This is a genomic window from Streptomyces sp. NBC_01669, from assembly GCF_026339735.1.
Taxonomy (GTDB): Bacteria; Actinomycetota; Actinomycetes; order Streptomycetales; family Streptomycetaceae; genus Streptomyces; species Streptomyces yanii.
On the sequence record NZ_JAPEQG010000001.1, the window covers coordinates 8,032,480 to 8,044,986 of the forward strand.

A 12,507-nucleotide genomic window follows, 5' to 3' on the forward strand; every position below is an offset into this window, starting at 1 on the left:
GCCCATGGGAAGGACGATACTGCCGGGGTCAGTCAACCGTTCAACCACGCTTTGGTACAGAGGAGGACGCAGTGACTTCGTTGCACACCACCCAAGTGCGGCGCAGACGTCTGGGTGTGGCGGCAGCCGCCGCCGGACTCTTCGCCACTCTGCTGACGGCCGGACCAGCGGCCGCAACGCCCGACCCCGGTGATTCACCCGCGGCCCGCACCGGTCTCTCCGCAAGCCAGGAGGCCGCCGCCACGGCCGCCATCGAGGACGGCGAGATACCCGGCGTGGACGAGATCGTCCACAGCGACAACATCACCCCGCTGGCCAACGTCCCGAAGGACGCACTCAAGGGTCTCAACACGGACCTGGCCTTCCAGGGGAAGTACGCATTCGCCGGTAATTACGACGGCTTCCGGATCTACGACATCAGCAACCCGAGTTCCCCGCAGACCGTCGCCCAGGTGCTCTGCCCCGGATCCCAGAACGACGTCTCGGTCTCCGGGAACCTGCTGTTCCTGTCCACCGACTCCTCGCGCAACGACAACTCGTGCGCCAGCACCACCCAGCCCGCCACGGAGAAGTCCTCCTGGGAGGGCATGAAGATCTTCGACATCAGCGACAAGCGCAACCCGAAGTACGTCGCCGCCGTCGAGACCGCCTGCGGCTCGCACACCCACACGCTGGTTCCGAAGGGCAGCAGCGTATACATATACGTCTCCTCGTACTCGCCGAACGAGGCGTTCCCGGACTGCCAGCCGCCGCACGACGGGATCTCCGTCATCAAGGTGCCACGCAAGGCGCCCGAGAAGGCCGCGGTCGTGAACTTCCCGGTGCTCTTCCCGGACGGCGGCAACCCGGGCGCGCCCACCAACCCCGGGGTCTCGAAGACGACCGGCTGCCACGACATCACGGTGCTGCCGTCGAAGGACCTGGCCGCCGGTGCCTGCATGGGGGACGGCCTGCTGTTCTCCATCGAGGACCCGGAGAACCCGAAGATCATCGACCGGGTTCAGGACAATGTGAACTTCGCGTTCTGGCACTCGGCGACGTTCAACCAGAAGGCGGACAAGGTCGTCTTCACCGATGAGCTCGGCGGCGGCGGCGCGGCCACCTGCAACAAGGAGATCGGGCCGAAGCGCGGCGCCGACGGCATCTACGACATCGTCGGCAAGGGCGACCACCGCAAGCTGGTCTTCCGCAGCTACTTCAAGATCGACCGCCCGCAGGCCGCCACCGAGGTCTGCGTCGCCCACAACGGTTCGATCATCCCGGTCAAGGGCCGCGACCTGATGGTCCAGGCCTGGTACCAGGGCGGAGTCTCGGTATGGGACTTCACCGACTCCTCGGCGCCCAAGGAGATCGCGTTCTTCGAGCGCGGTCCCGTGAACCTGAACGCCGTCACCACGGCCGGCCCCTGGTCGGCGTACTACTACAACGGATACATCTACTCCAACGACATCGCCAAGGGCTTCGACGTCCTGAAGCTCGACGACCGGCGGACCGACCCGGCGAAGCGCGTACGGATGCCGGAGCTCAATGTGCAGACGCAGCCGGATTACTTCGACAACTGATCCGGCTGTGCGGGTCTCGCCGGACCCGTGCGCTCACGGCGCGTTCCCGCCGGGCGGATCCTCGCCCGGCGGGGCGCGGCGAGCAGCGGGGCGTGGTGCAGGGCCTCATGGACCGCTGCGCCGCGCGGGCACATGCTGAACCGCTGCGTTGACCGGTTCATGCTGCCCGTCATCAGCGCAACCCCCGACCGATGTCCGACGGGCCAGGTCGTGCGGGGTGGCCGCCTGGTTCCGGCGACGCGGGGGATCGCCGGAATCGGCCGTTCCTACGCGGCTTCGTACCGGTGGGCCCGGCCACCCCGCCACTCGACCCAGTCGGGGCTGTCGAGAATCTGCTCGGGATCGTCGAGCCCGGCAGCCTCCAGGAACACGATCACGTCGTGATCCGAGTGGGCGAGCCCCAGTATCTGGACCCGCCCGTCACGCTGCACGGTGACACGTCGCCCGCCGGAGGGGGACGGCCGGAAAATCACGATCGGGGCAGAAGTCATGCCTCCAGGGTGCGACGCGCCGGAGGGCGCCGCACAGGGAATGGCCGATTCGGACGGGGAGCGGCATGCCGCCCCGTACCGCTTACGCCGCAGACCTCGCGCTCCCGCCGGTCACTGCGGCCCACTCCACCAGGAGTCGCTGGTACTCCTCCTCGTCGTCCGGGGACAGGCATCCGCCGGAACGCTGCCACAGGTCGCGAATCTCTTCATTCACCACTGCGGCGGAACGCACGGAATCGGCTGAGCGCGGATAACGGGACATGCCTCCAGGCTAAGGCCCTGGTGTGACAATCGGACCCATTGGGCGTCAGGGACATCTCTCACATGTCCCTCCGCGGAATCACGGAATGAGCCCGAGTGCCCGTAGCCCGCCCGGCCGTTCCTCCACCGGCAGATGCTCGACGAAGCGCACGTCACACCCCAGTGCGGCCGCTCCGCCATCCGCGTGTCGATCGTCACCCACCATCACCACATCTTTCGGATCCTGGCCGATAAGTGTGCAGGCGGTGTGAAAAAGATGTGGGTCCGGCTTCTGGATCCCGTGCTCGTACGACAGGACATAGGCGTCGACCAGGGCGTCGAGACCATGGGCGCGGAAGATCGGCCGCAGGTCCCAGCCGACGTTGCTGACCACGCCGACCCGGATCCCGCCCGCACGCAGCGCCCCCAGCACCTCCGCCGCGTCCGGGTACGGCCGCCACGCCGTCGGCGACATGTGCCGGTCGTAGAGCGCCTCGTACAGCTCCGGATCCGGCAGGGCGACCTGGCGGGCCAGCCCCGTGTACACCTCACGGTGCCGTTCCGCGCTCTCGTCGCGCGTGGCCCACGCCGCGGCAAGCCGGTCGGGAACGCGCTGCGGCACCGGGCCGCCCGGCAGCGCCCCGGCGGCCGTCAGGTCCGCCACGTACCGCTCGAAGTCGGCATCGGTCACGGTCATGTCCCGCTCGGCGAGGACCGCCGAAAGCCAGGACCGGACGGGTTCGATACAGAAGAGGGTCCCGGAGAAGTCGAAGAGCACACCCTTGATCACCATGGGTCCGATCCTCGCCGGTTCAGGAGCGTTGCGGCAAGGTCGCCCGTTGCCGTCCCTCGTACCGGGCGAACACGGCGATCGAGAACGCGACCACCGATGCACCCAGCAGCCAGCCCCCCAGCACATCGGTCATCCAGTGCACCCCCAGATAGAGCCGGGTCACGCCCACGCCGATCACCGAGACCCACGCCACCGCGAGTGCGACGTGCCACACCCGACGCCGCACGCCGTGCCGGTGCAGCAGCCACAGCAGCAGACCACAGCTCACCACCGCCGTCATGGCGTGACCGGACGGGAACGCCGCGTAGTGGGCGGAGTCCACCGGGTTCGGCCACTGGGGGCGCTCCCGGCCGATCGCGGACTTCAGCCCCTGCTGCAGCAGGGTGGCGAACAGACTCGTCGCCGCCACCCACCCCGCGAGCATCCGGGCCCCGCGCCACCACAGCATCACCACGGCGACCGCGATCAGGACGCGCATCGTCCAGGGGTCCCACACCCAGTCGGTCAGGATCCGGTTGATGTGCACGAGGCCAGGCTCCGCCACCGCCCGCCGGTGCAGCGCGTCGGCGACCGTACGGTCCAGCGACATCAGCGGGGACCAGCGCAGGGCGACCAGGACCAGCAGCACCAGGGCGAGGGATCCGCACACGATGCCGGCTCCGAGAGCAGGCGAGCGGCTCGGCGGGGAGAGGGGCGGGGGCGGGGCTGGAGAGTGCATGGGGTGATCCTTGCGGACGGACCACGACACCGGCTATCCCAGCGCGCTGAGTCCCGGCACGAAGGCCACCAGAAGCGGCACCACCGGCACCAGGGCAGCCGCCGCGGTCAGCCGCAGCCGACGCCCCGCGGTGAGCCGCTCGACGGGGGACAGCAGCCGGTTCACGCGCAACGGCAGCTCCGCGTCCGGCGTCGGACAGGGGCCGAACACGCCCCGGTCCTCGTTCAGTTCGACCAGGGCGAGAGCGATCGTCAGCCGCCCGAAGCGCCGTGACGCCACATCGTCCGCTGCCAGTTCGACGAGCCGGTGCATCTCGTCGCGGAAAGCGGCGAACACCGGCACCTGGGGGAACCCGTTCGCCAGCGCTGCGGAGCAGTGCAGCAGCCAGTCGTGCCGCGCCTGTGCGTGCCCCTGCTCATGGGCCAGCACCGCATCCAGCTGACGGCCCTTCAGCCGTCCAAGTGCCGCAGTGGTGATGACCAGTTGAGGTGCTGCTCCGGGCAGCCACCAGGCGTCGGGGCGCTCACCCTCCAGCACCACGAGCCGGCCGGCCCCGGGCTGCTCGCCGGGCATCAACGGGGAACGGACCAGCAGTTCGGCCCGACGCCGCCTGCGCCGCACCTGCGCCCGGCGGATCTCCCGCGTCAGCATCGCCGCGCTCCAGATACCACCCAGCGCCAGCAGAACGGCCATGACGGCGGACCACGGCCCGTACGCGGCCAGCGCGTATGACTCCACCACGGCGTGCGGTGCGGGCGCGAACACCTGCCCGCGCACCGCCTGCCAGGCGGCGGCCGCGCTGAACGTCATGGAGAGTCCGAAGGACAGCAGTACCCCGGCCACCACGCACTGCCACACCCACAGCGCCACCACGGGCTCGCGCTCGGGCCACTCGGCCCGCGCCATCAGCCGCGGGGTCACGACGGCGGCCAGTGCACCGAGCAGCAGCAGCACGAGGGAGACCAACATGACGTCAGCCTATGAGTGGCGCGGTACCCGCGGGTATGGCTGCGCTCGGCAAGTGATGTACGCCACGGTTGACCGCACTCCCTGTCTCACAGCGTGAGCAGCATCGCGAACATGGCGATCCCCATCGTCAGCCGGCAGGCCAGTGTCAGCTCCGGCCGTGCGCCCCAGCCGCTTCCGATCGGCCGCTCGGCCGGACCCGCGGCGGCGACCGGAATCAGCCGCGTCCCGGACCGCAGCACGTAGGCCGCGTAATAGACGAGCAGCATCCCCGTCAGCAGCGGCACGCCACCGGCGACCTGCGTCATCTGATGTCCACCGTGCGCACCCTGCGCACCGCCCGCACCGTGCGTTGCCGCGCCACTGCCCGGCGCCATCACCAACGCCATGTAGACCATGGCCAGTGAGCCGACCAGATGGTGCAGATGGTGCCCCCTGCGGCGGGCGAACCAGAGACCGCGCAACGCGGCCGCGCCGAAGAGCACCACGTACACAGCCCATCCCCACACGGGCGGCGGGAAGACCGCGGCGGGCGCCGCCATCGCGGCCATGCCGAAGCCCATGACCGCCTCGGCGCGCGCTGTTCTGCGCTCCTCCTCCGCCCCGCTGCGCATCCGCAGCAGGCAGTACGCGCCCGTGACCCCGCACAGCGCCATCAGCAGCCAGCCGGACATCGCCGGTCCGTGCACAGCGCACCTCCCCAGGACGTACGACGTCGGTGTCGACTAGTCGATGCCCCGGCCCGGCAGGTCGTACGCGGCGCACTGATGTACGAGGGGAGCGCGTGGAGGAAACCCGCAGAAGGGTGTGGCCACTTGCGCGCCGTCGCGGGTCGCTGCCCTCAGGGCCGGAATCGCAGCGGATGGTCCTCCGGCACTTCGACGACCGCGATCCGCACGCCGTCCGGATCGGAGATCCACATCTCCACGAGCCCCCACGGCTCGCGCACCGGTGGCCGTTCCACCTCGACGCCCCGGGCCGACAGTTCCTCGTACGCCGCCCGGACGTCCGCGACCTGCAGCCACAGCCGCAGCCCGGGCGAGGGCGGCGCGACGGAGCGCCCGGAGACCTCCAGGAAGCCACCGCCCAGGAAGTACACCGTCCCGCGCTCGGGGCCGGTACCGAACTCCCGGTACACCGGCAGCCCGAGGGATTCTCCGTAGAACATCCGTGACCGCTCGGGGTCGGTAGGGCTCAACAGGACCCGACTGCTCAGCACATGCACCATGGTCGAGACACTAGGCGCGGACCAGCGGGTTACTCTGCTGCGGCACGGCCCAGCAGAGAAACGGAGAGCCTCACCATGGACACTGCCCCGCCCCGCGACTCGGGACAGCTGACCTTCCGCGACGCGGCGGACGCCGATGTGCCCGCGCTCGTGACGCTGATCGAGTCGGCGTACCGGGGCGACTCCAGCCGCGCGGGGTGGACCACCGAGGCGGACATCCTGCAGGGGCAGCGGACCGACCCCGACGGGGTCCGCGCGGTGGTCGAGGCACCTGGCAGCCGACTGCTCGTGGTGGAGCGGGACAGCGAACTGATCGCTTGCTGTCAGCTCGAACACCGCGGAGAAGCCGCCTACTTCGGGATGTTCGCGGTCCGCCCCGAGTTGCAGGGCGGCGGCCTCGGCAAGCTGATCATCGCCGAGGCCGAACGCACTGTCCGGGAGAGCTGGGGCGCCACCGAGATGCACATGACCGTGATCTCGGTGCGTGAGGAACTGATCGCCTGGTACGAGCGCCGCGGCTACCGGCGTACGGGAGAACTGAGCCCGTTCCCGTACGGCGACGAGCGCTTCGGCGTCCCGCAGCGCGACGATCTCGCCTTCGAACTGCTGATCAAGGACCTGAAGGCGGGCTAGCTGGACCCTGTCTCTCAGAAGTGGCCGCAGGCAGGCGCGTGGAACCTGGTCGCACGCACTGGGCAACGAGTCGATTGACGCAGGACAATTCGCAGGTGATTGACCGAGTCGGCTTGGCTGTATCGGCGTTGGGTGTTCTGGTCTGCCTCATGCTCGTCACCGGTGCGTTGCAGGCGTATCCGGCCGGAGATGAGTCGGTATGGTTTGTCGTTTTTGCATGCCTGCTGCAGGTCGCCAATGTGTTGCGGCTGGTGCGTGACATCCGACGACGCCGCACGATGCGAAGCGAGGCGGGCTGACCTCTCACGACTGGTCACCGGCGAGCCCATATGAGGATGGCGGCGAGGTGGAGCGCGGCCTGGTAGGCGATGGCGAGCTTGTCCGTTCGCATAGCCAGGCCGCGCCCTTGCTTCAGGCGGTCGATGCACCGTTCGACAGTGTTCCGCTGCTTGTATGCCTCGGCGTCGACACCGGGCGGTCGACCTCCGGCGCGGCCTCGCCGCCTGCACCTATGCGGTGAAGCGGCCGGCGCGGCGGATCTCCGGGAAGTCGGTGGTCGCGCCGTCCAGCTCCAGAGCGCGCACCAGACGCAGATGATCCTGGGTGTTCACCACCCAGCCGATGACCTTCACTCCCTCGGCGTGGGCCTGCTCGACGACCTCCAGCGTGAGGCGGCGGATGTTCAGCGCGAGCGTCGCCGCGCCCACCGCCTTCGCCCGGTCCACCACATCGCTCTTCCACCGGCTGGCGATGAGCACGGTCCGTACTCCCGGCACCAGTTGAGCGATCTCGGCGACCGCCTCGTCGTGGAACGACGACACCTCGACCCGGTCGACGAGATCGCGCCGCCGCATCACCTCGGCCAGCGCCCGGGCTGCGGCCGCATCCTTGATCTCCGCCTGCAAGGGGGAGCGCACGGCATCGAGCACCTGCTCGAAGACGGGCACCCGTTCGCCCTGCCCGGCATCGAGTTCCCGCAGCTCGGCAAGGGTCTTCTCGGCGATCGGGCCCGTGCCGTCGGTCGTCCGGTCCACCTCGGCGTCGTGCATGACGGCGAGTGCGCCGTCCTTGCTCAGATGAAGGTCCAGTTCGATGACGTCCATGCCGGCCTGCTCGGCATGGACGAACGACCGCAGGGTGTTCTCCGGCTCGACACCCATCACCCCGCGATGACCGATGGTGAGAAAAGTCAAGGCACTCTCGCTTCCGTCGACGGCGTCTCCCCGCGTGCTGCTCCTGCCCACGCGGCACTTCGGCACTCGGCTTACGGCAACTCGGCAGCCTAGTGGTCCGGACCCGGGAGAGAGCCGGTAACGCGAGGGTGAATGGCGCCGTGTCCCGGGACGTCGGCCGCACCGAGCAGGAATCCGGTGACGACGGCTGCGACAAGGACGGCACGGATACTCACGCGGCGGTCTCCGGAGGGGTAGGAGGGAGGCGGATGGCACCCGTCCTACCGGTAGCGCCGGTGTCCGGCGAGCTGTGTCACCCGTACGTGGGCGCGCCCTGCACGGCCTGAACGCCCGGATGCGCGACCGTCGGCGGTCCGAGGTCCCCCGGAACCGACGGAAGGAGTCGCGCAAGCGGAATGTGACAGGAAGAATCGCGGTGACCATGGGGGGTCGGCAGGATAATTTTCTGAGGCTCACTTGTCTCGAAGAACCACACATGGATACGGTTGCTTGACGCGAGGTTCTCCCGTGGAGGAAGTGTGATGACGGAAATTCTTGTGCACGACGCCGAGGTCGGCGCGATAGCTACTGCCCAGCGGGTGGTCGAGCAGCCTGCCTGGCCCGCGCTCAGGGATGCCGTGGAGGAGATCCGGCTCTGGCAGGCGAAGGACGGTTCGATCGACTTCGACGCCGACGGCGCCCCCTCGCCTGCCACCGTCCTGGTGACGCTGGAACGCGTGATCGCCGCGATCGAAGAGCTTTCCCCGCTGCTCCCGCACGATGCCGCGTACCACCGCGCCCTCGTCGTGGACCTGCGCCGCTGGGCGGCGGACGGCTTCGGTGTGCCGGACTTCCTGGACTCGCTGCTCGCCTTCCAGCCCGCCAAGAACCGCGCCGACGGTCTGCAGCACCTGGTCGTCTTCGCGATGTACACGCAGAACGGCAACCCGGACCGCAATCTCGAAGCGGTCGTCCTGCGGATGGTCTGGCCCGAATGGCTCGCCGAGCTCGAAGCCACGCGCTACGACAACCCGCTCTTCTGCGGCATCACCTTCGAGGGCTTCACCTCCGGTTACGACACCAACTCCGCGGTGCTCTTCCCGGAGACGATCGCCGTGCGCGAGGCCCCCGAGCGCTTCAGCTGGGGCGGCATCTTCTGCGACCGTGAGGCCGCCCGCTTCCGCCGCGTCACCGAGGCCTCCGTCGAGCTCCTCGGCGTGGAGCTGCCCGAGGACATCCGCGAGATGGTCGGCGACCAGCAGCGCTGCGAGCAGGCATTCGTGCTCTGGGACATGGTCCACGACCGCACCCACAGCCACGGCGACCTGCCGTTCGACCCGTTCATGATCAAGCAGCGCCAGCCGTTCTGGATGTACGGACTTGAGGAGCTGCGCTGCGACCTCACCGCCTTCAAGGAGGCCGTGAAGCTGGAGGCCGACGGCTTCCCGCAGGGCCGTGACGTGCAGTACGCCGTGCTGTTCGACCGGATGTTCCGCTTCCCGGTCACCGGCGAGCGGGTCCGCAACTACGACGGTCTCGGCGGCCAGCTGCTCTTCGCGTACCTCCACAAGCACGATGTGATCCGCTGGACCGACAACACCCTGAAGATCGACTGGGACAGGGCTCCGCAGGTCACCAACCAGCTCTGCGGCGAGATCGAGAAGCTCTACCGCGACGGCATCGACCGCCCCAAGCTGGTCCACTGGTTCGCCGCGTACGACCTGGTCTCGGCCTACCTGGCCCCGCACCCCGGCTCCCGCTGGGCCAAGGGTCCGGATGCCCTGGACCTCTCGCAGCCGCCTCGCAAGCTCGTGGACGACGTGCTTCCGGACGAGTTTCCGCTGAGCATGTTCTATGAGGCGCTCTCCAAGAAGCTGAAGAATGTGATTGCCTCCACCAGGGGGATCACTGCGGCGGACGCCGGGCAGGCAGCCGCGTGAGCGCTCGTTCCAAGGAGGCGGTGACCATGAACGCAAACGGCACGGGCAATGGGAACGGCGCGCTGGAAGGCGCGGTGATCGCCGTTGCCGGAGCCGCCGGACCGGCCGGCCGGGCGACGCTACTCAGGCTCGCCGAGGCCGGTGCGATCGTCGTCGCCTCGGACGCGGACGCCACCCGCCTGGCGGAGGCCGTCGACGCCGCACGGTACGCCCACGGCGGTGCCACCGTCACCGGCGACACCGTCGATCTGCTCGACCTCGCCGCCGCCCGGGAATGGGCGTACAAGACCGAGAAGGAGTTCGGCCGGATCGACGGCCTGGTCCACCTCGTCGGCGGCTGGCGCGGCAGCGCCACCTTCGCCGAGACCGACCTTGCCGACTGGGATCTGCTGGAGAAGCTGCTGATCCGCACGGTTCAGCACACCTCGCTGGCTTTCCAGGCCGGGCTCGGGCGCAGTGACCGCGGCCGGTATCTGCTGATCAGCGCGGCCGGTGCGAGCAAGCCCACCGAGGGCAACGCCGCCTACGCCGCGTCGAAGGCGGCCGCCGAGGCCTGGACCCTCGCGCTCGCCGACGCCTTCCGCAAGGCGGGGGGCGACGAAGGGCCGAAGACAGCAGCTGCGATCCTGATCGTCAAGGCACTGGTGCACGACGCGATGCGCGCCGAGCGCCCGAATGCGAAGTTCGCGGGCTTCACCGACGTCAAGGAACTGGCCGAGGCCATCGCCGGCGTCTGGTCCAAGCCCGCCTCCGAAGTGAACGGAAAGCGTCTGTGGCTGACCCCGCAACCATAAGGACCGACGCGCAACGTCACCACGATCCGCAGATACGCGGATTCGCCAGTGACAACTACGCGGGCGCCCACCCGGAGATCCTCGCGGCCATCGCCCTCGCCAACGGCGGTCACCAGATCGCCTACGGTGAGGACGACTACACCGAGAACCTCCAGCAGATCGTCAAGGGGCACTTCGGCCCCACCGCCGAGGCGTTCCCGGTCTTCAACGGCACCGGGGCGAATGTCGTCTCGCTGCAGGCGATGACCGATCGCTGGGGCGCGGTCATCTGCGCCGAGTCCGCGCACATCAACGTGGACGAGGGCGGCGCCCCGGAGCGCGTGGGCGGCCTCAAGCTGCTCACCGTGCCGACCCCGGACGGCAAGCTCACCCCCGAGCTCATCGACCGGCAGGCGTACGGCTGGGACGACGAGCACCGCGCCATGCCCCAGGTTGTGTCGATCACTCAGAACACCGAGCTCGGCACCGTCTACACGCCCGATGAGATCCGTGCCATCTGTGAGCACTCCCACGAGCGCGGCATGAAGGTTCACCTCGACGGGGCGCGGATCGCCAACGCCGCGGCGTCGCTGGGCGTCCCTGTGCGTACCTTCACCAGCGAGGTCGGCGTCGACGTCCTCTCGTTCGGCGGCACCAAGAACGGGGCGCTCTTCGGCGAGGCCGTCGTCGTCCTGAACCCCGATGCCGTACGGGCCATGAAGCATCTGCGGAAGCTGTCGATGCAGCTGGCATCGAAGATGCGGTTCGTGTCGGTGCAGCTGGAGGCGCTGCTCGCCGGTGACCTGTGGCTGCGCAACGCCCGGCACGCCAACGCCATGGCTCAGCGGCTCGCGGAGGGTGTCCGGGCGGTGGACGGCGTGGAGATCCTCTACCCGGTCCAGGCCAACGCCGTCTTCGCGCGTCTGCCGCACGACGTGAGCGAGCGGCTCCAGAAGCGCTTCCGTTTCTACTTCTGGGACGAGACCGCCGGCGATGTGCGCTGGATGTGCTCCTTCGACACCACGGAGGACGACGTGGACGCGTTCGTCCTCGCGTTGAAGGAAGAGATCGCCAAGTAGCATCACACTGCGCATGAATATGCGGCCGACCGGAAAGTCATTGCTTTCCGGTCGGTCGCTTCCGTACGCTCTGCATGCATGGAGCTGACGCAGCAAACCCCAGACATGGCCGCCTATCTCGCCGCAGATGTGGCCATCGACCATGAGCATCCGCTCGTGCGGCAGACCGTCGATCGCCTTCGCGTCGATGGCGCCGACGCATATTCATACGCGCTCGCGGCCTATGAGTTCGTCCGCGACACCATTCCGCACTCCGTCGACTCGGGTGATCCCAGGGTCAGCTGGCGCGCCTCGGACGTCCTCGCCACCCGTAACGGCATCTGTCATTCCAAGTCCCACGCGCTGACGGCCCTGCTGCGGGCGGCAGGCATCCCGACGGCCCTCTGCTACCAAGGCTTCGACGACGAGAACGGGGATCCGGGCGTCCTGCACGGGCTGATCGCCGTGCGCCTGCCGGGCCGGGACCGCTGGGACCGCCAGGACCCGCGCGGCAACAAGCGCGGTGTCGACGCCCAGTTCTCGCTCGACGAGGAACGGCTGGCCTGGCCCATCGGGTCGGGGTCCAATGGAGTGGACTATCCAGTACTCTATGCGGCACCGCATCCGGCGGTTCTGCGCGCCCTGCAGACCGCCGAGGACCGCACGCACCTGTGGCGCACGCTTCCGACCGCGCTCTGACCCGTCCCGAGGCGACGAGGGCGTCACCTGCCGCCGCTGGAACTGGCGGCAGGGCGTACGCACCCGGCTCACCGAGGAGTCGGTCAACGCCGTGTTCCTCCTGGAGAGCCTCACCCCGACGACGATCCGCGAGCTCGAAGCCGCAGGCGCCGAACTCGCGGAGAAGCTGAGCCCCGGAGCGCGGATCACCGTGCGCACCCCGGAGTGACGTTTCAGCCGTGGTGGTGAACGGGC

The 12,507-nt window shown here is 69.0% G+C and carries 15 protein-coding genes and 2 pseudogenes; 8 read left to right on the forward strand and 9 right to left on the reverse strand.

Going from position 1 to position 12,507, the window contains the following annotated elements; translation table 11 throughout:
- The first annotated feature begins 71 nt into the window (after positions 1–71).
- Positions 72–1,562 (forward strand): LVIVD repeat-containing protein, encoded by a 1,491-nt coding sequence (locus tag OG972_RS36040; protein ID WP_266988710.1) that lies wholly within the window; start codon positions 72–74, stop codon positions 1,560–1,562.
- Positions 1,563–1,828: 266 nt separating this feature from the next.
- Here the strand turns inward: OG972_RS36040 and OG972_RS36045 are convergent, their stop codons facing one another.
- The 7 genes from OG972_RS36045 to OG972_RS36075 form a co-directional block, all read right to left on the reverse strand.
- Positions 1,829–2,053, reverse strand: a complete 225-nt coding sequence (locus tag OG972_RS36045; protein ID WP_266988711.1) for a hypothetical protein — start codon at positions 2,051–2,053, stop codon at positions 1,829–1,831.
- 82 nt (positions 2,054–2,135) lie between these two features.
- Positions 2,136–2,315, reverse strand: coding sequence for a hypothetical protein (locus OG972_RS36050; RefSeq protein WP_266988712.1), 180 nt, complete (start codon positions 2,313–2,315; stop codon positions 2,136–2,138).
- Between the two features lie 78 nt (positions 2,316–2,393).
- Positions 2,394–3,086: an HAD family hydrolase gene (locus OG972_RS36055; RefSeq protein WP_266988713.1), complete on the reverse strand. Its 693-nt coding sequence runs from the start codon at positions 3,084–3,086 to the stop codon at positions 2,394–2,396.
- A gap of 19 nt (positions 3,087–3,105) precedes the next feature.
- Complete coding sequence (locus OG972_RS36060; RefSeq protein WP_266988714.1) at positions 3,106–3,804, reverse strand: phosphatase PAP2 family protein; 699 nt, start codon at positions 3,802–3,804, stop codon at positions 3,106–3,108.
- A 33-nt stretch (positions 3,805–3,837) separates the two neighbouring features.
- On the reverse strand, positions 3,838–4,773 hold the full coding sequence (locus OG972_RS36065) for a M56 family metallopeptidase (protein ID WP_266988715.1): 936 nt from the start codon (positions 4,771–4,773) through the stop codon (positions 3,838–3,840).
- An 86-nt stretch (positions 4,774–4,859) separates the two neighbouring features.
- Positions 4,860–5,459: a DUF5134 domain-containing protein gene (locus OG972_RS36070; protein ID WP_266988716.1), complete on the reverse strand. Its 600-nt coding sequence runs from the start codon at positions 5,457–5,459 to the stop codon at positions 4,860–4,862.
- 152 nt (positions 5,460–5,611) lie between these two features.
- Positions 5,612–5,998, reverse strand: coding sequence for a VOC family protein (locus OG972_RS36075; protein ID WP_266988717.1), 387 nt, complete (start codon positions 5,996–5,998; stop codon positions 5,612–5,614).
- Between the two features lie 75 nt (positions 5,999–6,073).
- On the opposite strand from OG972_RS36075, the gene OG972_RS36080 reads away from it, so the two are divergent.
- Together OG972_RS36080 and OG972_RS36085 are read left to right on the forward strand one after the other, a co-directional pair.
- Complete coding sequence (locus OG972_RS36080) at positions 6,074–6,631, forward strand: GNAT family N-acetyltransferase (RefSeq protein ID WP_266988718.1); 558 nt, start codon at positions 6,074–6,076, stop codon at positions 6,629–6,631.
- Positions 6,632–6,726: 95 nt separating this feature from the next.
- Complete coding sequence (locus OG972_RS36085) at positions 6,727–6,930, forward strand: hypothetical protein (protein ID WP_266988719.1); 204 nt, start codon at positions 6,727–6,729, stop codon at positions 6,928–6,930.
- A 14-nt stretch (positions 6,931–6,944) separates the two neighbouring features.
- Here the strand turns inward: OG972_RS36085 and OG972_RS36090 are convergent.
- Together OG972_RS36090 and OG972_RS36095 are read right to left on the reverse strand one after the other, a co-directional pair.
- Positions 6,945–7,133, reverse strand: a pseudogene (locus OG972_RS36090) (transposase); the annotation flags it as partial.
- Positions 7,134–7,140: 7 nt separating this feature from the next.
- On the reverse strand, positions 7,141–7,791 hold the full coding sequence (locus OG972_RS36095; RefSeq protein WP_266990932.1) for a glycerophosphodiester phosphodiesterase family protein: 651 nt from the start codon (positions 7,789–7,791) through the stop codon (positions 7,141–7,143).
- 554 nt (positions 7,792–8,345) lie between these two features.
- Between OG972_RS36095 and OG972_RS36100 the strand changes: the two genes are divergently transcribed.
- The 5 genes and pseudogenes from OG972_RS36100 to OG972_RS36120 form a co-directional block, all read left to right on the forward strand.
- The gene (locus OG972_RS36100) at positions 8,346–9,743 is read left to right on the forward strand and encodes a DUF6421 family protein (RefSeq protein WP_266988720.1); all 1,398 of its coding nucleotides are present in this window, start codon (positions 8,346–8,348) and stop codon (positions 9,741–9,743) included.
- A gap of 26 nt (positions 9,744–9,769) precedes the next feature.
- Positions 9,770–10,537 (forward strand): SDR family NAD(P)-dependent oxidoreductase, encoded by a 768-nt coding sequence (locus tag OG972_RS36105; RefSeq protein WP_266988721.1) that lies wholly within the window; start codon positions 9,770–9,772, stop codon positions 10,535–10,537.
- Positions 10,534–11,595: a low specificity L-threonine aldolase gene (locus tag OG972_RS36110; RefSeq protein WP_266990934.1), complete on the forward strand. Its 1,062-nt coding sequence runs from the start codon at positions 10,534–10,536 to the stop codon at positions 11,593–11,595. Before OG972_RS36105 ends, OG972_RS36110 begins: the two co-directional genes overlap by 4 nt.
- 78 nt (positions 11,596–11,673) lie before the next feature.
- Positions 11,674–12,273, forward strand: a complete 600-nt coding sequence (locus tag OG972_RS36115) for a transglutaminase family protein (RefSeq protein WP_266988722.1) — start codon at positions 11,674–11,676, stop codon at positions 12,271–12,273.
- 13 nt (positions 12,274–12,286) lie between these two features.
- Positions 12,287–12,481: pseudogene (locus OG972_RS36120) on the forward strand (cytoplasmic protein); the annotation flags it as partial.
- Between the last annotated feature and the right edge of the window lie 26 nt (positions 12,482–12,507).

What these genes read in the sequence shown, in the direction of transcription:
- OG972_RS36045 (WP_266988711.1), bottom strand. Translation starts at nt 2,053, where the DNA reads ATGACTTCTGCCCCGATCGTGATTTTCCGGCCGTCCCCCTCCGGCGGG.
- OG972_RS36050 (WP_266988712.1), bottom strand. Translation starts at nt 2,315, where the DNA reads ATGTCCCGTTATCCGCGCTCAGCCGATTCCGTGCGTTCCGCCGCAGTG.
- OG972_RS36055 (WP_266988713.1), bottom strand. Translation starts at nt 3,086, where the DNA reads ATGGTGATCAAGGGTGTGCTCTTCGACTTCTCCGGGACCCTCTTCTGT.
- OG972_RS36060 (WP_266988714.1), bottom strand. Translation starts at nt 3,804, where the DNA reads ATGCACTCTCCAGCCCCGCCCCCGCCCCTCTCCCCGCCGAGCCGCTCG.
- OG972_RS36065 (WP_266988715.1), bottom strand. Translation starts at nt 4,773, where the DNA reads ATGTTGGTCTCCCTCGTGCTGCTGCTGCTCGGTGCACTGGCCGCCGTC.
- OG972_RS36075 (WP_266988717.1), bottom strand. Translation starts at nt 5,998, where the DNA reads ATGGTGCATGTGCTGAGCAGTCGGGTCCTGTTGAGCCCTACCGACCCC.
- OG972_RS36080 (WP_266988718.1), top strand. Translation starts at nt 6,074, where the DNA reads ATGGACACTGCCCCGCCCCGCGACTCGGGACAGCTGACCTTCCGCGAC.
- OG972_RS36095 (WP_266990932.1), bottom strand. Translation starts at nt 7,791, where the DNA reads ATGGGTGTCGAGCCGGAGAACACCCTGCGGTCGTTCGTCCATGCCGAG.
- OG972_RS36100 (WP_266988720.1), top strand. Translation starts at nt 8,346, where the DNA reads ATGACGGAAATTCTTGTGCACGACGCCGAGGTCGGCGCGATAGCTACT.
- OG972_RS36105 (WP_266988721.1), top strand. Translation starts at nt 9,770, where the DNA reads ATGAACGCAAACGGCACGGGCAATGGGAACGGCGCGCTGGAAGGCGCG.
- OG972_RS36115 (WP_266988722.1), top strand. Translation starts at nt 11,674, where the DNA reads ATGGAGCTGACGCAGCAAACCCCAGACATGGCCGCCTATCTCGCCGCA.